Raw genomic sequence first — 25,010 nt, forward strand, 5'->3', positions numbered from 1 at the left:
GATTTATTATGCAGGATTTAAGCGGTTTCACCGTGCCCAAAGGATTCCGGGGCGGTAATGCAGTTAAAGTGCAATTGTGGTGGGCAGTTCAGGCAACCTTATTTTCCTGGTCGCCACAGGTGTTGTATCGCTGGCGTGCTTTTTTGCTCCGTCTATTTGGCGCAAAAATAGGAAAAAACGTAGTCATTCGACCGTCGGTAAAAATTACCTATCCATGGAAATTAACCATTGGTGATTATGCCTGGGTGGGTGATGACGTCAATTTATATACGCTTGGCGATATTACGATTGGCGCTCATGCGGTGGTTTCGCAGAAAAGTTATTTATGTACCGGCAGTCACGATCACACAAGTGCGCATTTTGATATTACTGCCACCCCGATTGTGATTGGCGAGAAATGTTGGTTGGCAACGGATGTGTTTGTGGCACCTGGCGTCACGATAGGCGATGGCACCGTCGTTGGCGCACGCAGCAGTGTTTTTAAATCGCTACCGGCAAACACGATTTGCCGTGGTAATCCCGCAGTGGCAACGCGCGAACGCGTTACAAAGTTACACCCTAATGGGATCAATTAAGAGGTAATAAAATGTCAAAAGTCGCTCTCATCACCGGCGTAACCGGGCAGGATGGTTCTTACCTGGCAGAACTTCTGCTGGAAAAAGGTTATGAAGTTCATGGTATTAAGCGTCGTGCGTCTTCATTTAACACCGAGCGCGTGGATCACATCTATCAGGATCCTCATGCGAGCAACCCGAAATTTCATTTGCACTACGGTGATCTGACGGACTCTTCAAACCTGACGCGTATTCTGCAGGAAGTGCAGCCGGACGAAGTTTATAACCTGGGGGCAATGAGCCACGTGGCGGTTTCTTTCGAATCGCCGGAGTATACCGCCGATGTGGATGCGATGGGGACGCTGCGTCTGCTGGAGGCTATCCGCTTCCTCGGTCTGGAAAAGAAAACCCGTTTTTATCAGGCTTCCACTTCCGAGCTGTACGGTCTGGTGCAGGAAATCCCGCAGAAAGAGACTACGCCGTTCTATCCGCGCTCGCCGTATGCGGTCGCCAAACTGTACGCCTACTGGATCACCGTCAACTATCGTGAGTCCTACGGTATTTACGCCTGTAACGGCATCCTGTTTAACCACGAATCGCCGCGCCGTGGCGAAACCTTCGTGACCCGCAAAATCACCCGCGCGATTGCCAATATCGCTCAGGGGCTGGAGTCCTGCCTGTATCTCGGCAACATGGATTCCCTGCGTGACTGGGGCCATGCGAAAGACTACGTCAAAATGCAGTGGATGATGCTGCAACAGGAACAGCCGGAAGACTTCGTGATCGCCACCGGCGTGCAGTACTCCGTACGTCAATTCGTCGAAATGGCGGCGGCTCAACTGGGGATCAAACTGCGCTTCGAAGGCGAAGGCGTGGAAGAGAAAGGGATTGTGGTTTCTGTCACCGGTCATGACGCGCCGGGCGTGAAACCCGGTGATGTGATGGTGGCCGTTGATCCGCGTTACTTCCGTCCGGCGGAAGTGGAAACCCTGCTGGGCGACCCGACAAAAGCGCATGAGAAGCTGGGCTGGAAACCGGAAATTACCTTGCAGGAGATGGTCTCCGAGATGGTCGCTAAAGACCTGGAAGCGGCGAAGAAACACTCCCTGCTAAAATCTCACGGCTACGAGGTCGCCATCGCGCTGGAGTCCTGAGAATGAGCAAACAACGTATCTTTATTGCCGGTCATCGCGGAATGGTGGGTTCCGCGATTGCCCGCCAGCTTGAGCAGCGCGGCGAGGTGGAACTGGTGCTGCGTACGCGCGATGAGCTGAACCTGCTGGACAGCAAAGCGGTGCTGGATTTCTTTGCCGCTGAGCGGATCGATCAGGTTTATCTGGCGGCGGCAAAGGTGGGCGGTATTGTCGCTAACAACACGTATCCGGCAGATTTCATCTTTGAGAACATGGTGATGGAAAGCAACATCATTCACGCCGCGCATCTGCACAACGTGAATAAGCTGTTGTTCCTCGGCTCATCCTGTATCTATCCCAAACTGGCAAAACAGCCGATGGCGGAGAGTGAACTGCTGCAGGGCACGCTTGAACCGACCAACGAGCCGTATGCCATTGCCAAGATTGCCGGTATCAAACTGTGTGAGTCTTATAACCGTCAGTACGGGCGTGACTACCGGTCCGTAATGCCGACTAACCTGTACGGCCCGCATGACAACTTCCATCCGAGCAACTCGCATGTGATCCCGGCGCTGCTGCGTCGTTTCCATGAAGCGACCGTGCAGAATGCACCGGACGTGGTGGTGTGGGGAAGCGGGACGCCAATGCGTGAGTTTCTGCATGTCGATGATATGGCTGCCGCCAGTATTCACGTGATGGAACTGGACAGCGAAGTCTGGCAGGAGAACACCCAGCCGATGCTGTCGCACATCAACGTGGGAACGGGCGTAGATTGCACCATTCGCGAACTGGCGCAGACCGTCGCTCAGGTAGTGGGTTACAAAGGTCGCGTGGTGTTTGATGCCACGAAGCCGGACGGTACGCCGCGTAAACTGCTGGATGTGACGCGTCTGCATCAGTTGGGCTGGTATCACGAGATCTCACTGGAAGCCGGTCTTGCCAGCACATATCAGTGGTTCCTTGAGAATCAGCATCGGTTCCGGGGGTAAACATGTTTTTACGTCAGGAAGATTTTGCCACCGTCGTGCGTTCCACGCCGCTTGTATCCATCGATTTGATCGTGGAAAACGCGCAGGGGGAATTTCTGCTGGGTAAACGACTGAACCGTCCGGCGCAGGGCTTCTGGTTTGTGCCCGGCGGACGGGTGCAAAAAGATGAGCCGCTGAGCGCGGCCTTCGAACGCCTGACTGAAGCCGAACTGGGGCAACGTTTGCCGCTGTCCGCCGGGGAATTTTATGGCGTCTGGCAGCATTTCTATGACGACAACTTTTCCGGCGAAGACTTCTCAACGCATTACATCGTGCTCGGTTTCCGTTTGCGGTTACAGGCGGGCGATTTGTCTTTGCCAGACGCGCAGCACGACGCTTACCGCTGGCTGACGCCTGCGGCGTTACTGGCGAGCGACAACGTCCATGACAACAGTCGGGCGTATTTTTTGCCGGAATGTCAGGCTAAGGCGCCGGGATTATGAGGATCCTCGTTTATGGCATCAACTACTCACCGGAGTTAACCGGTATCGGTAAATACACCGGTGAAATGGTGGAGTGGATGGCGCGCGAAGGCCATGACGTGCGGGTGATCACCGCGCCGCCGTATTACCCGCAGTGGAAAGTGGGCGAGCGTTACTCAGCCTGGCGCTATCGCCGGGAAGAGGGCGACGCCACCGTCTGGCGCTGCCCGCTGTATGTGCCAAAGCAGCCGTCAACACTGAAGCGATTACTGCATCTGGGCAGCTTTGCGCTCAGTAGCTTTTTCCCGCTGATGGCGCAGCGTCGCTGGAAGCCGGATCGCATTATTGGCGTGGTGCCTACGCTGTTTTGCACGCCGGGGATGCGTCTACTGGCGAAACTCTCTGGTGCCCGCACATTGCTGCACATTCAGGATTATGAAGTTGATGCGATGCTGGGGCTCGGTCTGGCGGGCAACGGCAAAACCGGCAAAGTGGCGCAGCTGGCGACCGCGTTTGAGCGCAGCGGTCTGCATAACGTCGACAATGTCTCCACCATCTCCCGCTCAATGATGAATAAAGCCCAGGCGAAAGGGGTGGCGGCAGAGAAGGTGATCTTCTTTCCAAACTGGTCAGAAGTCGCTCGTTTTCAGAAGGTTAACGAAGACGAGGTTATCAGCCTTCGCCAACAGCTTGGTTTGCCGGATGACAAAAAAATCATTCTTTACTCCGGCAATATCGGCGAGAAACAGGGGCTGGAAAACGTGATTGCGGCGGCGGAACAACTGCGCGAGCAGCCGCTGGTTTTCGCTATCGTCGGGCAGGGCGGCGGCAAAGCGCGTCTGGAGAAAATGGCCCGCGAGCGCGGTCTGCACAACGTTCTGTTTTTCCCGCTGCAGCCTTACGAGGCGCTGCCTGCGCTATTGAAGATGGGCGATTGCCATCTGGTCGTGCAGAAACGCGGGGCGGCGGATGCCGTTCTGCCCTCCAAACTGACCAATATTCTGGCGGTGGGCGGCAATGCGGTGATTACCGCAGAACCGGAGACAGAACTCGGCCAGCTTTGCGACAGCTTTGCAGGTATCGCGGTGTGCGTTGAGCCGGAATCGGTCGATGCGCTGGTGGCGGGGATCGCTCAGGCGCTCGCCATGCCCAAAAACAACACGGTGGCACGTGAATATGCCGAACGCACGCTCGATAAAGAGAATGTGCTACGTCAATTTATGAATGATATCTCCCCAGAATAATTCGAGTTGCAGGAAGGCGGCGACGCAGTGAATCCCCAGGAGCTTACATGAGTAAGTGACTGGGGTGAACGAGGAAAAACAACACACCTGCAACTTGAAGAATGAAGGGGATTCGGGGATTAATTATGAGTCAGACAACACTCTATCCGGTTGTGATGGCCGGTGGCTCCGGTAGCCGCTTATGGCCGCTTTCCCGTGTACTTTATCCTAAGCAGTTCCTGTGCCTGAAAGGCGATCTCACTATGCTGCAAACGACCATTTGTCGTCTTAACGGCGTGGAGTGCGAAAGTCCGGTGGTGATCTGCAACGAGCAGCACCGTTTTATCGTCGCGGAGCAGTTGCGCCAGCTTAACAAACTGACGGAGAACATTATTCTCGAACCGGCGGGACGTAATACCGCGCCGGCGATTGCTCTGGCAGCGCTGGCGGCAAAGCGCCACAGTCCGGACAGCGATCCGCTGATGCTGGTGCTGGCGGCAGACCACGTGATTGCCAATGAAGATGCCTTCCGTGACGCGGTACGAAGCGCGATGCCGTACGCCGAAGCCGGAAAGCTGGTCACGTTTGGTATCGTTCCGGATCTGCCGGAAACGGGCTACGGCTATATTCGTCGCGGCGATGTTACCCCCGGCGTTAACGATGCCGTGGCGTTTGACGTTGCGCAGTTTGTGGAAAAACCGAATCTGGAAACGGCGCAGGCCTATGTCGCCAGCGGTGATTATTACTGGAACAGCGGCATGTTCCTGTTTCGCGCCGGACGCTATCTCGAAGAACTGAAAAAATACCGTCCCGATATCCTGGAAGCCTGCGAAAACGCGATGAGCGCGGTCGATCCGGATCTCGATTTCATCCGCGTGGATGAAGCAGCGTTCCTGGCCTGCCCGGAAGAGTCTGTCGATTACGCGGTGATGGAGCGCACGGCGGATGCGGTGGTGATGCCGATGGATGCGGGCTGGAGCGATGTCGGCTCCTGGTCCTCGCTGTGGGAAATCAGCGCCCATACCGCCGAGGGAAACGTCCACCACGGCGACGTCATCAGCCATAAAACCGAAAACAGCTACGTCTATGCCGAATCGGGTCTGGTGACGACCGTCGGTGTGAAGGATTTGGTGGTGGTGCAGACCAAAGACGCAGTACTGATCGCCGACCGTAATGCGGTGCAGGACGTGAAAAAAGTGGTTGAACAAATCAAAGCCGATGGCCGCCATGAACACCATATTCACCGCGAAGTGTACCGCCCATGGGGGAAATATGACTCCATCGACGCCGGCGATCGCTATCAGGTTAAACGCATCACCGTGAAGCCGGGAGAAGGGCTGTCGGTACAGATGCACCACCACCGCGCCGAACACTGGGTGGTGGTGGCCGGTACGGCCAAAGTCACCATTGACGGTGATATCAAACTGCTCGGTGAAAACGAGTCTGTCTACATTCCGCTGGGGGCGACCCACTGTCTGGAAAATCCGGGGAAAATCCCCCTCGATCTGATTGAAGTGCGCTCGGGTTCTTACCTCGAAGAGGATGACGTGGTGCGGTTTGAGGATCGCTACGGCCGGGTCTAACGCCTTTATTGCGCCCGGCGGCGCTGCGCTTACCGGGCCTGTGATTCTGTAGGTCGGATAAGCGAAGCGCCATCCGACAACGATAAAAAAACATTTTTTGGCCAACTACCGGTCAGGGCTAACTGTTGCCTGAAGAAGGGTAAAAACATGACGAAATTAACCTGTTTTAAAGCCTACGACATTCGCGGCAGGCTGGGCGAAGAGCTGAACGAAGAGATTGCGTGGCGGATTGGTCGCGCGTACGGCGAGTTTCTGAAGCCGAAAACTATTGTGCTTGGCGGCGACGTGCGTCTCACCAGTGAGGCGCTGAAGCTGGCGCTGGCGAAAGGGTTGCAGGACGCGGGCGTTGATGTGCTGGACATCGGCCTGGCGGGCACCGAAGAGATCTATTTCGCCACCTTTCACCTCGGCGTTGATGGCGGCATCGAAGTCACTGCCAGCCATAACCCGATGGACTACAACGGCATGAAGCTGGTGCGCGAGGGCGCGCGTCCCATCAGCGGCGATACCGGTCTGCGCGACGTCCAGCGTCTGGCAGAGGCCAACGACTTCCCTCCGGTGAATGAGGCGACACGCGGCAGTTATAAGCAAATCTCGCTGCGTGACGCCTATATCGACCATCTGTTCGGCTACCTCAACGTCAAAAATCTCACCCCGCTGAAGCTGGTCATTAACTCCGGTAACGGCGCGGCAGGCCCGGTGGTGGATGCCATTGAAGCGCGTTTTAAGGCACAGGGCGTGCCGGTGGAGTTTATCAAAGTGCACAACACCCCGGACGGCAACTTCCCGAACGGCATTCCTAACCCGTTGCTGCCGGAGTGTCGCGCTGATACCCGTAATGCGGTGATCGAACACGGCGCGGATATGGGTATCGCGTTTGACGGCGATTTCGACCGCTGCTTCCTGTTCGACGAGAAAGGGCAGTTTATCGAGGGCTACTACATTGTCGGCCTGCTGGCGGAAGCGTTCCTCGAAAAACAACCGGGCGCCAAAATTATCCACGACCCGCGTCTGTCATGGAACACGGTGGATGTGGTAACGGCGGCGGGCGGCACGCCGGTGATGTCGAAAACCGGCCATGCCTTCATCAAGGAGCGGATGCGCCGCGAAGACGCCATCTACGGCGGAGAAATGAGCGCCCACCACTACTTCCGTGATTTTGCCTATTGCGACAGCGGAATGATCCCGTGGCTGCTGGTGGCGGAACTGGTGTGTCTGAAGGGGCAGTCGCTGGGTGAACTGGTACGAGACCGGATGGCGGCATTCCCGGCGAGCGGCGAAATCAACAGCAAGCTGGACGAACCGGCGGCAGCGATTTCGCGGGTGGAACAGCACTTTGCCAGCGAGGCGCTGGCGGTGGACAGGACTGACGGCATCAGTATGTCGTTCGTCGACTGGCGTTTCAACCTGCGCTCCTCTAACACCGAACCGGTGGTACGCCTGAACGTGGAGTCCCGCGGTGATATTCCGCTGATGGAAGCGCGAACGCGCACTCTGCTGGCGTTACTGAATCAGTAAGGTCAGATCTTCCCTTACCCGCTGGCGGGTAAGGGGCTAATAACAGGAACAACGATGACAAATCTAAAAAAGCGCGAACGGGCCAAAACCAATGCATCGTTAATCTCTATGGTGCAACGCTTTTCAGATATCACCATCATGTTTGGCGGGCTATGGGTCGTCTGCGAAGTCAGTGGACTGCCTTTCCTGTATATGCACCTGTTGGTGGCGCTGATCACGTTGGTTGTTTTCCAGATGCTGGGTGGCATAACCGATTTCTATCGCTCATGGCGCGGCGTCAAAATTTCCACTGAACTGACTCTCCTGCTGCAAAACTGGACGCTGAGCCTCGTCTTTAGCGCCGGTCTGGTCGCGTTTAACGCCGATTTCGATAACCGCCTCGCGGTCTGGCTGGCGTGGTATCTGCTGACCAGCGTCGGGCTTGTCTTTTGTCGGTCATTTATTCGCTATGGCGCTGGCTGGCTGCGTCATCGTGGCTATAACACGCGCCGGGTGGCGGTTGCGGGCGATCTGCCTGCCGGACAGTCGCTGCTCGATAGCTTTCGCAATGAACCGTGGCTGGGTTTTGAAGTGGTCGGCGTTTATCACGATCCGAAACCGGGGGGCGTGACGTCAGACTGGGCCGGGAATTTCGAACAGCTGATTGAAGATGCCAAAGCTTCACGCATTCACAACGTCTATATCGCCATGTCGATGTGTGACGGCGCGCGGGTGAAAAAGCTTGTGCGCGAACTGGCGGATACCACCTGTTCGGTGATCCTCATTCCGGACGTGTTTACCTTTAACATTCTGCATTCCCGCATCGAAGAAGTGAGCGGCGTGCCGGTGGTACCGCTGTATGACACGCCGCTGTCGGGTATCAACCGTCTGCTTAAGCGGGCGGAAGATGTCGTGCTGGCGTCGCTGATCCTGCTGCTGATCTCCCCGGTGCTGTGTTGCATTGCGCTGGCGGTGAAGCTGAGTTCGCCGGGACCGGTTATCTTCCGTCAGACCCGTTATGGCATGGACGGTAAACCGATCAAAGTGTGGAAGTTCCGCTCAATGAAGGTAATGGAAAACGACAAGGTGGTCACTCAGGCGACGCAGAACGATCCACGCGTCACCCGGGTAGGTAACTTCCTGCGTCGTACCTCGCTGGATGAGCTACCGCAGTTTATTAATGTGCTGACCGGTGGGATGTCTATCGTCGGGCCGCGTCCGCATGCGGTGGCGCATAACGAACAGTACCGTCAACTGATTGAAGGCTACATGCTGCGCCATAAGGTCAAGCCGGGGATCACCGGTTGGGCGCAAATCAACGGCTGGCGCGGTGAGACCGACACGCTGGAGAAAATGGAAAAACGCGTGGAGTACGATCTGGAGTATATCCGCGAGTGGAGCGTGTGGTTCGACATCAAGATCGTTTTTCTGACGGTGTTCAAGGGCTTTGTCAATAAAGCGGCGTACTGAGGAACGGTCATGAGTTTACGTGAAAAAACCATCAGTGGCGCGAAGTGGTCGGCTATCGCTACGGTGATCATCATCAGTCTGGGGCTTATCCAGATGACGGTATTGGCGCGGATCGTTGATAACCATCAGTTCGGCCTGCTGACCGTGTCGCTGGTGATCATTGCGCTGGCCGATACGCTGTCTGACTTCGGGATTGCCAACTCCATTATTCAGCGTAAGGAGATAAGCCATCTTGAGCTGACCACGCTGTACTGGCTGAACGTTGGGTTGGGAATGATCGTCTGTGTGGCGGTCTTTCTGCTTAGCGATGTGATTGGCAATGTGCTGCATAACCCGGATCTGGCGCCGCTGATTAAAACGCTGTCGCTGGCGTTTGTGGTGATCCCGCACGGGCAGCAGTTCCGCGCGCTGATGCAAAAAGAGCTGGAGTTCAACAAGATTGGGATGATTGAAACCAGCTCGGTGCTGGCGGGCTTTACGTTTACCGTTATCAGCGCGCATTTCTGGCCGCTGGCCATGACCGCCATTCTCGGTTATCTGGTCAATAGCGCGGTGCGCACGCTGCTGTTTGGCTACTTTGGTCGCAAGATCTATCGTCCGGGTCTGCACTTTTCGCTGGCGTCTGTTTCGTCGAATCTGCGCTTTGGTGCGTGGCTGACGGCGGACAGCATCATCAACTACGTCAATACCAACCTTTCCACGCTGGTGCTGGCGCGTATTCTCGGGGCCGGCGTTGCGGGGGGCTATAACCTGGCGTACAACGTGGCGGTAGTGCCGCCGATGAAGCTCAACCCCATCATCACCCGCGTGCTGTTTCCGGCGTTTGCCAAAATTCAGGATGATACGGAAAAGCTGCGCGTGAACTTTTACAAGCTGCTTTCCGTGGTGGGCATTATCAACTTTCCGGCGCTGCTCGGCCTGATGGTGGTCTCCAACAATTTTGTGCCGCTGGTGTTTGGCGAGAAGTGGAACAGCATCATTCCTGTGCTGCAACTGCTGTGCGTGGTGGGGCTGCTGCGCTCGGTTGGCAATCCGATTGGCTCGCTGTTGATGGCGAAAGCCCGCGTGGATATCAGCTTTAAATTCAACGTCTTTAAAACGTTCCTGTTTATCCCGGCGATTATTGTCGGCGGACAGATGGCGGGTGCGATCGGCGTGACGCTGGGCTTTCTGCTGGTGCAAATCATCAACACCGTTCTGAGCTACTTCGTCATGATCAAACCGGTGCTGGGTTCCAGCTATCGTCAATACGTTCTGAGTCTGTGGCTGCCATTCTATCTCTCATTGCCGACGCTGGCGGTGAGTTATGGCCTGGGTGTTGCGTTGCAGGGGCATCTGTCACTGGGCGTACTGTTGACGACACAGATTGTCGCCGGCGCGCTGGCGTTCGCGGTGATGATTGTACTCTCGCGCCACCCGCTGGTTGTAGAGATGAAGCGCCAGTTTTGTCGCAGTGAAAAAATGAAAACCTTGCTTCGTGCAGGATAAGTTTTGCCGGATGGCGACGTTCACACGTCTTATCCGGCCTACGAAGTTAATGACCTGTAGGCCGGATAAGACGATAGCCGCCCTCCGGCAACGATTTTAAGAGGGTGAAATGAAATTATTGATTCTGGGTAACCATACCTGCGGCAACCGTGGTGATAGCGCGATTTTACGCGGCCTGCTGGATGCTATTCACCGCCTCGAACCAGAAGCGGAAGTGGACGTCATGAGCCGCTACCCGGTGAGTTCGTCCTGGCTTTTGAATCGTCCGGTGATGGGCGATCCGCTCTTTTTACAGATGAAACAGCATAACAGCGCAGCAGGCGTGGTGGGGCGGGTGAAAAAAGTCCTCCGCCGTCGCTATCAGCACCAGGTGCTGCTTTCCCGCGTGACCGATACCGGCAAGCTGCGGAACATTGCGATTGCTCAGGGCTTTACCGATTTCGTGCGCCTGCTCGCGGGCTATGACGCCATCATTCAGGTGGGCGGTTCGTTCTTCGTCGATCTGTACGGTGTGCCACAATTTGAACACGCACTGTGTACCTTTATGGCGAAAAAGCCGCTGTACATGGTCGGCCACAGCGTCGGCCCGTTCCAGGATCCGCAATTTAATCAGCTGGCTAACTATGTTTTCGGCCACTGTGATGCGCTGATCCTGCGCGAGTCGGTCAGTCTGGAACTGATGAAACGCAGTGAAATCACCACCGAAAAAGTTGAACACGGTGTGGATACCGCGTGGCTGGTGGATCATCACGACGCGGACTTTGAACCGGGGTATGCGGTTCAGCACTGGCTAAGTGTGGCGGCACAGCAGAAAACGGTGGCAATTACCCTGCGAGAACTGGCGCCATTTGACCAACGCCTGGGCACCACGCAGGCGGTGTATGAGAAGGCCTTCGCCGGTGTGGTAAACCGCATTCTGGATGAGGGATACCAGGTTATCGCGCTGTCCACCTGTACCGGCATCGACAGCTATAACAAAGACGATCGCATGGTGGCGCTGAATCTGCGCCAGTATGTCAGCGATCCGACGCGTTACCACGTGGTGATGGATGAACTGAACGACCTGGAGATGGGCAAGATCCTCGGCGCATGCGACCTGACGGTCGGCACTCGCCTGCATTCCGCCATTATCTCGATGAACTTCGCAACGCCTGCTATCGCGATTAATTACGAACACAAATCGGCGGGCATCATGCAGCAACTGGGGATGCCGGAGATGGCGATAGATATCCGTCATCTGCTGGATGGCAGTCTGCAAGCGATGGTGGCGGATACGCTTGGACAGCTACCGCAGATCAATGAGCGTCTTGCGCAGGCGGTGCGTCGCGAGCGTGAACAGGGATACCGCATGGTGGAGTCAGTATTGACGCGCATCGGGGAGGGGAAATGAAGGTCAGCTTCTTCTTACTGAAATTCCCGCTGTCGTCGGAAACCTTCGTCCTCAATCAGATTACCGCGTTTATTGATATGGGCTTCGACGTTGAGATTATCGCCCTGCAAAAAGGTGACACGCAAAATACGCACGCCGTCTGGGAAAAATATGGCCTGGCGGCCAGAACGCGCTGGTTGCAGGACGAGCCGCAGGGACGTCTGGCGAAGCTGCGTACTCGGGCAATAAAAACGCTGCCTGGGTTGCGCCGGACGGCGACATGGAAATCGCTCAACTTTTCTCGCTATGGCGATGAATCTCGCAATCTGATCCTTTCGTCGATCTGTGCGCAGGTGAGTAAACCGCTGCGTGCGGACGTTTTTATCGCCCACTTTGGTCCGGCGGGGGTGACGGCGGCGAAGCTGCGCGAGCTGGGGGTCATTCAGGGCAAGATTGCGACGATTTTCCACGGTATCGATATTTCCAGTCGGGACGTCCTTAATCATTACACGCCGGAGTACCAGCAACTGTTCCGCCGTGGCGACCTGATGCTGCCGATTAGCGAGCTCTGGGCTGGACGGCTGAGAAGCATGGGGTGTCCGCCGGAGAAGATTGCCGTTTCGCGAATGGGCGTAGATATGACGCGCTTTACGCACCGACCAGTGAAAGTTCCCGGTACGCCGCTGGAGATCATCTCCGTTGCACGTCTGACTGAGAAAAAAGGGCTGCACGTGGCGATAGAGGCTTGCCGTCAGTTGAAGGAGCAGGGTGTGGCGTTTCGCTATCGTATTCTGGGCATCGGTCCCTGGGAGCGGCGATTACGCACGCTGATCGAGCAGTATCAACTCGATGATGTGATTGACATGCCGGGATTTAAGCCCAGCCATGAAGTGAAAACCATGCTGGATAACGCGGATGTCTTTCTGCTGCCGTCGATAACCGGCGCGGATGGCGACATGGAGGGGATCCCGGTGGCGCTGATGGAAGCGATGGCGGTGGGGATCCCGGTGGTCTCGACGGTTCACAGCGGGATCCCGGAACTGGTGGATGCCGGAAAGTCCGGTTGGCTGGTGCCAGAAAACGACGCGAGAGCACTGGCGCAACAGCTCGCCTCGTTCAGCCAATTTGACCGCCATACGCTGGAACCCATTATTCAGCGCGCGCGTGAAAAAGTTGAACATGATTTTAATCAGCAGGTGATCAATCGTCAGTTGGCCAGCCTGCTGCAAACGATGTAAACCGAGGTTGTATGCCAGAGAAAATACTCTCCCGACGTACCTTCCTGACGGCAGGCTCCGCGCTTGCCGTACTTCCTGTCCTCCATTCACCTTTTGCCCGCGCCGTTGCATCCCGCAAAACCGTCACTATTAAGGATTATGATGCAAAAGACTGGATTGCCTCGTTTAAACAGGCCTTCAGCGACGCAGAGACCGTCGTCGTGCCGGCGGGTCTGGTATGTGAGAACATCAATACCGGCATTGTTATCCCAGCGGGAAGAACGCTGCGCGTTCTGGGTCGTTTAAGCGGCAACGGTCGCGGTCGCTTTGTGTTGCAGGATGGATGTCAGGTCAGCGGCGAAAAGGGCGGCAGCCTGCACAATATTACGCTGGATGTGCGCGGTTCCGACTGCGCAATTTCCGATCTTACGATGAGCGGTTTCGGGCCGGTGACGCAAATTTATATCGGCGGGAAAAAGCCGCGCGTGATGCGCAATCTGGTCATCGATAACCTGACTGTGACCCAGGCCAACTACGCGATACTGCGTCAGGGATTCCACAATCGGGTCGACGGCGCGCGTATTACCCACTGTCGTTTCAGTGATTTGCAGGGGGACGCCATCGAATGGAATGTCGCCATTAACGACAGCAATATCCTGATTTCCGACCATGTCATAGAACGGATCAACTGTACCAATGGCAAGATAAACTGGGGGATTGGCATTGGGCTTGCCGGGAGTACCTATGACAACGCCTATCCCGAACAGCAGACGGTCAAAAACTTTGTGGTCGCCAACATCACCGGATCCGATTGTCGCCAACTGGTGCATGTTGAGAACGGTAAACATTTTGTGATCCGTAATGTGAAGGCAAAGAACATCACCCCGGATTTCAGCAAGAAGGCGGGCATCGACAACGCGACGGTTGCCATTTACGGCTGTGATAATTTCGTGATTGATAATATCGATATGGTCAACAGTGCCGGGATGCTCATTGGCTATGGCGTGGTCAAAGGGAAATATCTCTCCATCCCGCAAAATTTCAAACTCAATAATATCTCCCTTGATAACACGCAGCTTGAATATAAATTGCGCGGTATTCAGATTTCGTCAGGGAATGCCACATCCTTCGTCGCATTGACTAACATCGAGATGAAGCGAGCGACGCTGGAGTTGCACAACCAGCCCCAGCATCTCTTTCTGCGCAATATCAAGGTGATGCAGGAGTCGGCAACCGGCCCGGCGCTGAAGATGCACTTTGACCTGCGTAAAGATGTGCGCGGTAAGTTCATGGCGAAAGACGACACGCTGCTGTCGCTGGCAAATGTACACGCGGTGAATGAGAAAGGGCAAAGTTCAGTGGATATCGACCGGATTAACCATCATGTGGTGAATGTGGATGCGATCAACTTCCGGTTACCGGAGGGGAGGGGGTGAATTTGCGACCATTCCTGGCGAAACTGGCCCATACTTAAGATTATGGCTACTGCAATTTATCAGTGACCGGCGTAGCATCAATGACAAAGCAGCGATGATTTCCTCTGACTAATTCATGCTGGCTAAAACGAGTCAAAAGGCTATAATTCAGCAACCATTTTACAGGTGGATGAAATAATGAGTAATTTGAAAGCAGTTATACCGGTAGCGGGCCTGGGTATGCACATGTTGCCTGCCACTAAGGCCATTCCCAAAGAGATGCTGCCGATCGTCGACAAACCAATGATTCAATATATCGTTGACGAAATCGTAGCTGCAGGGATCAAAGAAATCCTCCTGGTCACTCACGCCTCTAAAAACGCCGTTGAGAACCATTTCGACACCTCTTATGAACTAGAGTCACTCCTTGAGCAGCGCGTGAAGCGTCAACTGCTGGCGGAAGTGCAGTCCATTTGTCCTCCGGGCGTGACCATTATGAACGTGCGCCAGGCGCAGCCGCTGGGGCTGGGTCACTCCATTCTTTGCGCGCGCCCGGCGATTGGCGATAACCCTTTTGTGGTGGTATTGCCTGATATCGTTATTGATACCGCCAGTGCCGATCCGCTGCGTTATAACCTTGCCGCGATGGTTGCACGTTTTGAAGAAACCGGCCGTAGCCAGGTGCTGGCGAAACGTATGCCGGGCGACCTTTCCGAGTACTCCGTCATCCAGACGAAAGATCCACTGGATAATGAAGGCAAGGTGAGCCGCATCGTCGAGTTTATTGAGAAACCGGATCAGCCGCAGACGCTAGATTCTGATCTCATGGCGGTAGGGCGTTATGTCCTCTCAGCGGATATCTGGGCCGAACTGGAAAGAACCGAACCGGGTGCCTGGGGCCGTATCCAGTTGACCGATGCGATTGCAGAACTGGCGAAAAAACAATCTGTTGACGCCATGCTGATGACCGGTGAAAGCTACGATTGCGGTAAGAAATTGGGCTACATGCAGGCGTTTGTGAAGTACGGATTGCGCAACCTGAAAGAGGGGGCAAAGTTCCGTAAAGGCATTGAGAAGTTGCTTAGCGAGTAAGTTTAAAAAATATACGTCCTGACTGACGTAAAAAATAACGGTAGTTAACATTCTGCGCGGCGACGCAAGTATGCCTGGAATGTTGCTACCGTTTTTTCATTTTCGAAAAAGATTTGTGATTTCATTGGGTTAACTACAAAATTTTGGACCGCTTTTTATAAGATTTCTTCTTGTTTCTGACATCAATTGGTAAGACAATTAGTGTTCGAGTTTAGGAGCTTTGCTGCAGAGAAAGCAGAGCTTAACACATCTGTGAGAGTACGCAGTGCACTGGTAGCTGTAAAGCCAGGGGCGGTAGCGTGTCTAAAACCTTGTTATTAGTTGAACCCTACATCAGCATAATGAATGTTGATATTATCTAATATTCGGATTAATTAAGTGAAAATACTCGTTACTGGTGGCGCTGGGTTTATTGGATCTGCTGTCGTTCGCCATATAATAAATAATACCCAAGACAACGTAATTAATGTCGATAAATTAACGTACGCAGGTAACCTCGAGTCACTGACTGAAATAGCGAACAGCGAGCGCTATTCATTCGAACATGCAGATATTTGTGATTCAAACGCAATGATGCGTATTTTTGAAGCTCATCAACCCGATGTCGTTATGCATCTCGCTGCTGAGAGCCATGTGGATCGTTCTATCACGGGACCTGCTGCCTTTATTGAAACGAATATCGTGGGGACTTATGTTCTTTTAGAAACAGCCCGTCAGTACTGGTCTTCACTGGATAGTGTTAAAAAAAGGACATTCCGTTTTCATCATATCTCTACTGATGAAGTTTATGGAGACTTGCCACATCCGGATGAGGTTGAGCAGGGGGATATTCTTCCTCTCTTTACTGAACAAACCGCCTATGCGCCGAGTAGTCCTTATTCGGCTTCAAAAGCCTCCAGCGACCATCTTGTTCGTGCCTGGTTGCGCACATACGGTCTACCGACCATTGTGACCAACTGCTCGAATAACTATGGTCCATACCACTTCCCTGAAAAGTTGATTCCCTTGGTTATCCTCAATGCTCTCGAAGGGAAATCGTTGCCCATTTATGGTAAAGGCGATCAGATTCGTGACTGGCTCTATGTTGAAGATCATGCCCGTGCGTTATATACCGTCGTGACGAAAGGAACTCCTGGTGAGACCTACAACATCGGTGGGCATAATGAGAAGAAAAATCTCGATGTTGTGCATACCATTTGCGATCTGTTGGATGAGATCGTTCCCAAAGAAACGTCATATCGTGAACAAATTACTTATGTGACAGACCGACCGGGTCACGATCGTCGGTATGCCATCGATGCGGACAAAATCAGTCGTGAGCTGGGGTGGAAACCGCAAGAGACATTCGAAAGTGGAATTCGCAAAACCGTGGAATGGTATCTGGCAAACACCTTGTGGGTTGAAAATATCAAAAGTGGGGCGTACCAAACCTGGATTGAACAGAACTATGGGGAACGCCAATAATGAACATTCTTCTGTTTGGTAAAACAGGGCAGGTAGGGTGGGAATTACAACGCTCGCTTGCACCGCTTGGCAATGTGATAGCGCTGGATGTCCATTCAACAGATTACTGTGGAGATTTCAGCAATCCTCAGGGGGTTGCTGAAACTGTCCGTCGCATTCGTCCGGACGTTATCGTAAACGCGGCAGCCCATACGGCAGTGGACAAAGCTGAAACTGAAATTGAATTCGCGCAATTACTCAATGCGACCAGCGTCGAAGCGATCGCCAAAGCAGCCTCTGAAGTAGAGGCATGGGTTGTTCATTATTCAACAGATTACGTTTTCCCTGGGACAGGGACGACTGCCTGGCGAGAAACGGATGAGACTGCACCATTGAATGTCTACGGCGAGACTAAACTTGCTGGTGAAAAGGCACTACAGCAAAATTGTTCAAAACATCTGATATTCCGAACCAGCTGGGTTTATGCGGGTAAAGGAAATAACTTTGCGAAGACCATGCTGCGCATGGCAAAAGAGCGTGCAGAAATGTCCGTTATCAACGATCAGTATGGTGCGCCGACGGGCGCTGAGTTGCTTGCTGATTGTACGGCACATGCTATTCGTGTCGCGCTGAACAAACCTGATGTCGCTGGGCTCTATCACTTAGTCGCTGGCGGCACGACGACCTGGTATGACTACGCCTCTCTGGTTTTTGCTGAAGCCCAAAATGCAGGAATTGATTTAGCACTGACTGATCTTAAGGCTGTTCCTACCAGCGCTTACCCTACACCCGCGCGCCGTCCAGGCAACTCACGATTAAATACTGAAAAATTTCAGCGTAGCTTTGGTCTTGTCTTGCCGCAGTGGGAAAATGGCATCAAACGTATGTTAAATGAGTTGTTTACAACTACAGCTATCTGATTCTGGTTTTAATGCCCACAACAGGGCATTTTGTATTTAAGAGATAATGATATGAAAACGCGTAAAGGGATTATTCTGGCTGGCGGTTCCGGCACCCGTTTGTACCCTGTGACGATGGCGGTAAGTAAACAGTTACTGCCTATTTATGACAAGCCGATGATTTATTATCCGCTGTCGACACTGATGCTGGCGGGTATCCGGGATATTCTTATTATCAGCACTCCGCAGGATACACCGCGCTTTGAGCAGTTACTTGGTGACGGAGGCCAGTGGGGGCTTAATCTTCAATATAAAGTTCAACCAAGTCCGGATGGGTTAGCCCAGGCCTTTATTATTGGTGAAGACTTTATTGGTAAGGATGATTGTGCCTTAGTATTGGGTGACAATATCTTCTACGGTCATGATTTGCCAAAACTGATGGATTCCGCAGTTAATAAAGAAAGTGGCGCAACTGTTTTTGCATATCACGTTAATGATCCCGAACGTTATGGTGTTGTTGAATTTGACCAAGGGGGTACAGCGATATCTCTAGAAGAAAAGCCAGTTGAGCCTAAAAGCAATTATGCCGTAACGGGACTTTATTTCTATGACAACAGCGTTGTTGAAATGGCTAAGAATCTCAAGCCCTCTGCGCGTGGAGAACTTGAAATAACCGATATCAACCGTATGTATATGGAACAGGGAAGGCTTTCTGTCGCCATGATGGGCCGCGGATACGCATGGCTGGATACCGGTACACATCAGAGCTTGATTGAAGCCAGCAACTTTATCGCCACCATCGAAGAGCGACAGGGACTGAAGGTTTCTTGCCCAGAGGAAATTGCTTACCGTAAGGGATTTATTGATGCTGAGCAGGTCAAAAAACTCGCGGCACCGTTATCAAAAAATGCTTATGGGCAGTATTTGCTGAAGATGGTTAAAGGTTATTGATAAAATGAATGTAATCAAAACAGAAATCCCTGATGTACTCATTTTCGAACCAAAAGTTTTTGGCGATGATCGCGGTTTTTTCTTTGAGAGTTTCAGCCAAAAAGTTTTTGAGAATGCAATAGGTTATCGTGTGAATTTTGTACAGGATAATCATTCAAAGTCAAAACAAGGTGTTTTAAGAGGACTTCACTTCCAGATGCCTCCTCATGAGCAAGGCAAACTTGTTCGTTGCATTGCAGGAGAGGTATTTGATGTTGCGGTGGATATCAGGAAAAATTCTACAACTTTTGGCAAGTGGGTTAGTGCCCATCTTTCGGCGGAAAATAAGAGACAACTCTGGATTCCGGAAGGTTTTGCTCATGGTTTTCTGGTGTTGAGTGAAAATGCAGAGTTTCTTTATAAAACAACGAATTATTATGCACCGCAGTCGGAAGGTAGTATCATCTGGAATGACCCGGACTTGAATATTAAGTGGCCATTTGCAGGTCAACCAGATTTATCTCTAAAGGACAAAACTGCACCAACCTTGAACTTTGTTACATATTTTGAGTAAAACCATGTCTCATTTAATTCAAATATTTCCTTCCAATATCTCTTTCGAAGGTGATCAGGAAAATACTTTACTGGATTCTGCCCTGAATTCAGGAATTCATCTTGAACATAGTTGCAGGAATGGTAGTTGTGGAATATGTGAAGCTGAACTTATTGTTGGTGAAGTGGCTAATGAACAGGGAGACATCATCTCTGCAGGAAATAAAATTTTAACATGTAGTTGCCGACCTTGCGGCGATGTTACGTTAAACGCTACATATTATCCTGAGTTGGCTGGGCAGGTTAAAAAGATAATGCCCGCTAAAATCTCTTCTGCTGAGTTGGTTTCTTCTGATGTAATAAAACTTACGTTTCGCCTGCCACCATCTACTAGTTTTTCTTATTTGCCGGGACAGTATATTAATCTTCACTTTCAAGGTATTGTAAGAAGTTATTCAATTGCTAACGCCAATGAAAATGAAGGTATAGAATTGCATATACGTAATGTACCTGATGGTGCGATGAGTAAGCTTATTTTTAGAGATGAAATAATCCCTGTTAATACGCTAATGCGCATTGAAGGTCCTTGTGGAACGTTTTTTATCAGAAAAAGTTCAAGGCCAGTGATTTTCATTGCTGGTGGAACTGGGTTTGCACCAGTGAAATCAATGGTTGAACAATTAATTCAGCAACAATCAAAACGTGATATCTATGTATATTGGGGGGGGGCTAATAGCGATAGCTTTTACTCTCAGTTACCTGCCCGGTGGGCAGAAATATACTCCAATATTCATTTTGTCCCGGTTGTATCCGGGAACGAAGAAGCATGGAGTGGTCGTAAAGGCTTAGTACATAATGCAGTCATTGATGACTTTGCTAACTTAGAAGAATTTGATGTTTATGCTTGTGGTTCACCTCTGATGATAGACGCATGCAGAAAAGATTTTTCTTCATTAAACTTATCGGCTAAGAATTTTTATTCGGATGCCTTTACTGTATCAAAATAAATAGAGGATGATGTTATGAAGGCGGTAATCTTAGCCGGAGGTTTAGGCACTCGTTTAAGTGAAGAAACCGTTCTGAAACCGAAGCCCATGGTTGAAATTGGTGGGAAGCCAATTTTATGGCACATCATGAAGATGTATTCGGCCCATGGCATCCGTGACTTCATTATTTGTTGTGGTTATAAGGGCTATGTAATCAAAGAGTATTTTGCAAATTATTTTTTACATATGTCGGATGTAACGTTTCATATGGCTGAAAACCTTATGGAGGTACATCAGAAACGTGTTGAACCTTGGAATGTTACGCTTGTTGATACCGGTGAAGCATCGATGACCGGGGGACGCCTTAAACGCGTCTATGACTATGTGAAAGATGATGAAGCATTCTTGTTTACCTATGGAGATGGTGTCTCGGATGTGAACATTCAGGATACAATTGACTTCCATCGTGCACATGGGAAGAAGGCCACTTTGACTGCTACATTCCCACCAGGCCGCTTTGGTGCACTTGATATCCAGAATAAACAGGTTTGCTCTTTCAAAGAAAAACCAAAAGGTGATGGCGCTATGATTAATGGCGGGTTCTTTGTCCTTCACCCGTCGGTTATTCAATTAATTGAAAATGATGCAACAACCTGGGAACAGGAGCCTCTAATGCAGCTTGCAGAGCAGGGAGAGTTGATGGCTTTTGAGCATGCTGGTTTCTGGCAACCGATGGATACATTGCGTGATAAAATTTATCTGGAAGGACTTTGGGAGAAAGGAAAAGCCCCATGGAAAACATGGGAGTGATGACGATGATTGATGCTTCATTCTGGAAAAATAAGCGCGTATTTATCACCGGACATACAGGTTTTAAAGGTTCATGGTTGACATTATGGCTTGAATCAATGGGCGCTGTGTTAAAGGGGTATTCTTTGAATCCTCCAACCGAGCCATCTTTGTTTGATATTGCACATATTGATGACATTATTCAGTCTACGATTGGTGATATCAGAGATTTTGATAAGTTATACAACGCAATCTACGAGTTTAAACCCGAGATTGTTTTCCATATGGCTGCTCAACCTTTAGTTCGACTCTCTTACGATGAACCCATCGAAACGTATTCTACAAACGTCATGGGAACAGTTCATTTGCTTGAGGCTGTCAAGCGTGTAGGTGGGGTTAAGGCAGTTGTAAACATCACCAGCGATAAATGCTATGAGAACCGCGAATGGGTTTGGGGATATAGAGAAGACGAGGCAATGGGAGGGTATGATCCTTACTCTAACAGTAAAGGCTGTGCCGAGTTAGTTGCTTCCGCGTATCGAAATTCTTTTTTTAACAAAAATAACTATATTTCGCACGGTGTTGGGCTCGCATCTGTACGGGCCGGTAACGTAATCGGTGGAGGGGACTGGGCGAAAGATCGCTTGATTCCAGACATCTTAAGCTCGTTTGAAAAGCAACAAACTGTTATCATCCGGAACCCTCATGCTATTCGCCCATGGCAGCATGTACTTGAGCCGCTCTCAGGATACATATTGATTGCGCAACAGCTCTATAATAAAGGACCTGAGTTTGCAGAAGGCTGGAATTTTGGCCCTGGAGAAGATGATGCCAAGCCGGTCCAGTTTATTGTTGAAACAATGGTAAAAATTTGGGGGGAAGGCGCAGCATGGCAACTTGATGGGGATGAGCATCCTCACGAGGCACATTATCTGAAGCTCGATTGCTCAAAAGCCAGAATGCGTTTGAACTGGCAGCCGCGCTGGAATCTCGTTGAAACATTGAACAGAATTGTTAAATGGCATAAATCATGGACCGCTGGAGCGAATATGTTTGAGTTAACTCGCTCAGAAATCAGCGATTATATGAAAACCCCTTTAAAATAAAATAATCACAGGAAAGAAAGCAATGAGCGCACAAAATCTGCGTGAGCAAATCTCTCAACTAGTTGCCCAATATGCAAACGAAGCGCTGTCTCCAAAGCCGTTCGTTGCTGGCAACAGCGTAGTACCTCCCTCAGGCAAGGTCATTGGAGCTAAAGAGCTCCAGTTAATGGTTGAGGCGTCTCTTGATGGCTGGTTAACTACTGGTCGCTTCAATGAGGCATTTGAGAAGAAACTGGGTGAGTACATCGGCGTTCCATATGTACTGACGACCACCTCTGGTTCTTCAGCAAACTTACTGGCATTAACAGCATTAACATCCCCAAAATTAGGTAATCGTGCATTAAAGCCTGGTGATGAAGTAATTACTGTCGCTGCTGGTTTCCCTACAACCGTTAACCCAAGCATTCAAAATGGATTGGTTCCGGTATTTGTAGATGTCGATATTCCTACCTATAACGTTGATGCCTCATTAATCGAAGCTGCTGTTTCCGAAAAATCGAAAGCCATTATGATTGCTCATACGCTAGGGAATGCGTTCAATTTGGCAGAAGTCCGTCGGATTGCAGATAAATATAATCTCTGGCTCATTGAAGATTGCTGCGACGCACTGGGGACAACCTACGACGGTAAAATGGTCGGTACATTTGGTGACATCGGTACCGTCAGTTTTTATCCTGCTCACCATATCACGATGGGAGAAGGCGGTGCGGTATTTACTAAATCTGCTGAACTTAAAAAGCTCATTGAATCGTTCCGTGACTGGGGGCGTGATTGTTACTGTGCTCCTGGCTGTGATAACACATGTGGCAAGCGTTTTGGCCAACAACTTGGCTCACTTCCGTTTGGTTATGATCACAAATATACGTACTCACATTTGGGTTACAATCTCAAAATCACGGATATGCAGGCTGCATGTGGGCTAGCCCAATTGGAGCGTATTGAAACTTTTGTTGAGTATCGTAAGAATAACTTCGCCTATCTGAAACAAGGGCTGCAATCCTGTGCTGAATATCTGGAGTTGCCAGAGGCAACGGAGAATTGTGAACCATCATGGTTCGGATTCCCTATAACTCTTAAAGAAACAAGCGGTACCACTCGTATTGATCTTATCAAATTTTTGGATGAGGCAAAAATCGGTACTCGACTTCTTTTTGCCGGGAATTTAACTCGCCAGCCTTACTTTGCAAATGTTAAATATCGTGTCGTAGGTGAGTTAACAAATACAGATCGAATCATGAACCAGACTTTCTGGATTGGCATTTATCCAGGATTGACTGAAGAACACCTGGATTATGTTATTTCTAAATTTGAAGAGTTCTTTGGCCTGAACTTCTAACTTTATTTTACTAGGACTAAGAGAGCAAACGCTCTCTTAGCATTCTTATGAATATTACTGAACTTCATTTACCCGGTTGCTATTTAATTGAGTCTCCAACATTCAACGATGTCAGAGGGCAATTTGTAAAGACATTTCACAAAGACATTTTCAGCAAGAATGGCATTAACTTAGAATTTGCAGAAGAGTTTTATTCTTCTTCAAAAAAAAATGTGCTACGCGGAATGCATTTTCAGTTACCGCCTTCTGAACATGATAAATTAGTATATTGCATCAATGGTCGTGTTCTTGATGTTTTTCTGGATATTCGTAAAAATTCACCAACATTTGGGGAAGCAGTTGGTATTGAGTTAAGTGGTGAGAATGCCAGAAGCCTTTTCCTTCCAAAAGGTATAGCCCACGGATTTTTGGCACTAGAAGACGATAGTGTAATGATTTATAAAACAAGTACCGTCCATAATCCGATTAAAGATTGTGGGGTAGTATGGAATAGCTTTGGATTCAAATGGCCAGTCGAAAATCCGATTATTTCTGATCGTGATACCAAACATGTATCATTCGAAAATTTCAATAGTCCGTTTTGAGTAAGTTATGAAAATATTATTGACAGGCGTTACTGGATATATTGGACAGGCAGTGATGAACCATTTGTATAATTGTGGTCATGTGGTTCACGGGATAGTACGGAAAACTGTTAATAGTTCTAATACCGCGCTTCATTATCATATGCTGGAGAAGAACAATAGCAATTTGGTTGAGATTCTCCGTGATGTTAAACCCGATATTGTTATTCATATAGCTTCTTTATTTCTTGCTTCTCATACCTATGAAAAAATTGAAGAACTGGTTAAAAGTAATATCACTTTCCCAACTCAGTTGTTAGAAGCAATGGCTAGCACACATGTTAATTGCATGATTAATACGGGAACCTCTTGGCAGCATTATGAGTCCGAAGAGTATAATCCAGTAAATTTGTATGCCGCGACTAAACAAGCGTTTGATGATATAGTCAAATATTATACCGAAGCTAAATCGTTCAGATGTCTGACACTAAAAATTTATGATTCATATGGACCAAATGATCCAAGAGGCAAATTGATCTCGTTTCTTGATTCTTTAGCCAGCACCCAAGAAATATTGGATATGTCTCCAGGTGAGCAGGAAATTAATTTAGTACATATTTATGATATTTGCCGTGCTTTCGAAATTGCAATTCAACAAATCAAAGATGCCGAGCCAGGTTTTAATCAATCCTATGGCTTAATGTCAGAAAAATCGTTGAGTTTAAGGCAGTTGGTAAAATTTTACGAGGAAGCTAACGACTGTCACCTGAATATTAATTGGGGGGGGAGAGAATATCGTGAAAGAGAGGTCATGAAGCCAGCCAATAATCTGGTTAAATTACCTGGCTGGATAGCTGAATATCCTCTACATATTGGACTTGATAAGAAGAAGAGAAATATACAACAGTAGTATGA

The 25,010-nt window shown here is 50.3% G+C and carries 23 protein-coding genes; all 23 read left to right on the forward strand.

The genetic code is table 11. The features are described 5' to 3' along the window. The first annotated feature begins 8 nt into the window (after window positions 1–8). The 23 genes from wcaF (at window position 9) to KE671_RS20070 (ending at window position 25,005) form a co-directional block, all read left to right on the forward strand. Entirely contained in the window at window positions 9–575 is a 567-nt protein-coding gene (gene wcaF, locus KE671_RS19960) for a colanic acid biosynthesis acetyltransferase WcaF (protein WP_206164299.1), read from the forward strand. Between the two features lie 11 nt (window positions 576–586). After that, window positions 587–1,708 (forward strand): GDP-mannose 4,6-dehydratase, encoded by a 1,122-nt coding sequence (gene gmd / locus KE671_RS19965; protein ID WP_061074652.1) that lies wholly within the window; start codon window positions 587–589, stop codon window positions 1,706–1,708. Window positions 1,709–1,710: 2 nt separating this feature from the next. Further along, window positions 1,711–2,676 carry a GDP-L-fucose synthase gene (gene fcl / locus KE671_RS19970; RefSeq protein ID WP_206164300.1) on the forward strand — a complete coding sequence of 322 codons (966 nt, stop codon included), beginning with the start codon at window positions 1,711–1,713 and terminating at the stop codon, window positions 2,674–2,676. Between the two features lie 2 nt (window positions 2,677–2,678). After that, complete coding sequence (locus KE671_RS19975) at window positions 2,679–3,158, forward strand: GDP-mannose mannosyl hydrolase (RefSeq protein WP_206164301.1); 480 nt, start codon at window positions 2,679–2,681, stop codon at window positions 3,156–3,158. After that, on the forward strand, window positions 3,155–4,381 hold the full coding sequence (gene wcaI, locus KE671_RS19980; RefSeq protein WP_206164302.1) for a colanic acid biosynthesis glycosyltransferase WcaI: 1,227 nt from the start codon (window positions 3,155–3,157) through the stop codon (window positions 4,379–4,381). The genes KE671_RS19975 and wcaI overlap by 4 nt, the downstream gene beginning before the upstream one ends. A 125-nt stretch (window positions 4,382–4,506) precedes the next feature. Further along, window positions 4,507–5,943 (forward strand): mannose-1-phosphate guanyltransferase, encoded by a 1,437-nt coding sequence (gene cpsB / locus KE671_RS19985; RefSeq protein ID WP_206164303.1) that lies wholly within the window; start codon window positions 4,507–4,509, stop codon window positions 5,941–5,943. Window positions 5,944–6,090: 147 nt separating this feature from the next. After that, window positions 6,091–7,461 carry a phosphomannomutase/phosphoglucomutase gene (gene cpsG, locus KE671_RS19990; RefSeq protein WP_206164304.1) on the forward strand — a complete coding sequence of 457 codons (1,371 nt, stop codon included), beginning with the start codon at window positions 6,091–6,093 and terminating at the stop codon, window positions 7,459–7,461. A 54-nt stretch (window positions 7,462–7,515) separates the two neighbouring features. Then, a complete protein-coding gene (wcaJ, locus tag KE671_RS19995) occupies window positions 7,516–8,910 on the forward strand; it encodes an undecaprenyl-phosphate glucose phosphotransferase (RefSeq protein ID WP_206164305.1) in 1,395 nt (464 codons plus the stop codon). A gap of 9 nt (window positions 8,911–8,919) precedes the next feature. Further along, window positions 8,920–10,398 (forward strand): MOP flippase family protein, encoded by a 1,479-nt coding sequence (gene wzxC, locus KE671_RS20000; RefSeq protein WP_206164306.1) that lies wholly within the window; start codon window positions 8,920–8,922, stop codon window positions 10,396–10,398. 109 nt (window positions 10,399–10,507) lie between these two features. Then, a complete protein-coding gene (gene wcaK, locus KE671_RS20005; protein WP_206164307.1) occupies window positions 10,508–11,788 on the forward strand; it encodes a colanic acid biosynthesis pyruvyl transferase WcaK in 1,281 nt (426 codons plus the stop codon). Then, window positions 11,785–13,005 carry a colanic acid biosynthesis glycosyltransferase WcaL gene (gene wcaL, locus KE671_RS20010; RefSeq protein WP_206164308.1) on the forward strand — a complete coding sequence of 407 codons (1,221 nt, stop codon included), beginning with the start codon at window positions 11,785–11,787 and terminating at the stop codon, window positions 13,003–13,005. The genes wcaK and wcaL overlap by 4 nt, the downstream gene beginning before the upstream one ends. A gap of 11 nt (window positions 13,006–13,016) precedes the next feature. Then, window positions 13,017–14,420, forward strand: a complete 1,404-nt coding sequence (gene wcaM, locus KE671_RS20015) for a colanic acid biosynthesis protein WcaM (protein ID WP_206164309.1) — start codon at window positions 13,017–13,019, stop codon at window positions 14,418–14,420. A gap of 177 nt (window positions 14,421–14,597) precedes the next feature. Further along, on the forward strand, window positions 14,598–15,491 hold the full coding sequence (gene galF / locus KE671_RS20020; protein WP_206164310.1) for a GalU regulator GalF: 894 nt from the start codon (window positions 14,598–14,600) through the stop codon (window positions 15,489–15,491). 378 nt (window positions 15,492–15,869) lie between these two features. Next, window positions 15,870–16,955, forward strand: a complete 1,086-nt coding sequence (gene rfbB, locus KE671_RS20025; RefSeq protein ID WP_206164311.1) for a dTDP-glucose 4,6-dehydratase — start codon at window positions 15,870–15,872, stop codon at window positions 16,953–16,955. Next, the gene (gene rfbD, locus KE671_RS20030; protein ID WP_206164312.1) at window positions 16,955–17,854 is read left to right on the forward strand and encodes a dTDP-4-dehydrorhamnose reductase; all 900 of its coding nucleotides are present in this window, start codon (window positions 16,955–16,957) and stop codon (window positions 17,852–17,854) included. The genes rfbB and rfbD overlap by 1 nt, the downstream gene beginning before the upstream one ends. 51 nt (window positions 17,855–17,905) lie before the next feature. After that, window positions 17,906–18,784: a glucose-1-phosphate thymidylyltransferase RfbA gene (rfbA, locus tag KE671_RS20035; protein ID WP_206164313.1), complete on the forward strand. Its 879-nt coding sequence runs from the start codon at window positions 17,906–17,908 to the stop codon at window positions 18,782–18,784. A 4-nt stretch (window positions 18,785–18,788) separates the two neighbouring features. Continuing rightward, the gene (gene rfbC, locus KE671_RS20040) at window positions 18,789–19,337 is read left to right on the forward strand and encodes a dTDP-4-dehydrorhamnose 3,5-epimerase (RefSeq protein WP_206164314.1); all 549 of its coding nucleotides are present in this window, start codon (window positions 18,789–18,791) and stop codon (window positions 19,335–19,337) included. A gap of 4 nt (window positions 19,338–19,341) precedes the next feature. Further along, window positions 19,342–20,322: an FAD-binding oxidoreductase gene (locus tag KE671_RS20045; RefSeq protein WP_206164315.1), complete on the forward strand. Its 981-nt coding sequence runs from the start codon at window positions 19,342–19,344 to the stop codon at window positions 20,320–20,322. 15 nt (window positions 20,323–20,337) lie between these two features. Further along, on the forward strand, window positions 20,338–21,111 hold the full coding sequence (gene rfbF, locus KE671_RS20050; protein WP_206164316.1) for a glucose-1-phosphate cytidylyltransferase: 774 nt from the start codon (window positions 20,338–20,340) through the stop codon (window positions 21,109–21,111). A 5-nt stretch (window positions 21,112–21,116) separates the two neighbouring features. Further along, a complete protein-coding gene (rfbG, locus tag KE671_RS20055; RefSeq protein WP_206164391.1) occupies window positions 21,117–22,196 on the forward strand; it encodes a CDP-glucose 4,6-dehydratase in 1,080 nt (359 codons plus the stop codon). A gap of 22 nt (window positions 22,197–22,218) precedes the next feature. Beyond that, window positions 22,219–23,532, forward strand: coding sequence for a lipopolysaccharide biosynthesis protein RfbH (gene rfbH / locus KE671_RS20060; RefSeq protein ID WP_206164317.1), 1,314 nt, complete (start codon window positions 22,219–22,221; stop codon window positions 23,530–23,532). 47 nt (window positions 23,533–23,579) lie between these two features. Next, a complete protein-coding gene (gene rfbC, locus KE671_RS20065; RefSeq protein WP_241029940.1) occupies window positions 23,580–24,116 on the forward strand; it encodes a dTDP-4-dehydrorhamnose 3,5-epimerase in 537 nt (178 codons plus the stop codon). A gap of 7 nt (window positions 24,117–24,123) precedes the next feature. Continuing rightward, window positions 24,124–25,005 carry an NAD-dependent epimerase/dehydratase family protein gene (locus KE671_RS20070; protein ID WP_206164318.1) on the forward strand — a complete coding sequence of 294 codons (882 nt, stop codon included), beginning with the start codon at window positions 24,124–24,126 and terminating at the stop codon, window positions 25,003–25,005. Window positions 25,006–25,010 lie beyond the last annotated feature (5 nt).

Source organism: Citrobacter amalonaticus (genome assembly GCF_018252635.1).
Lineage (GTDB): Bacteria > Pseudomonadota > Gammaproteobacteria > Enterobacterales > Enterobacteriaceae > Citrobacter_A > Citrobacter_A amalonaticus_E.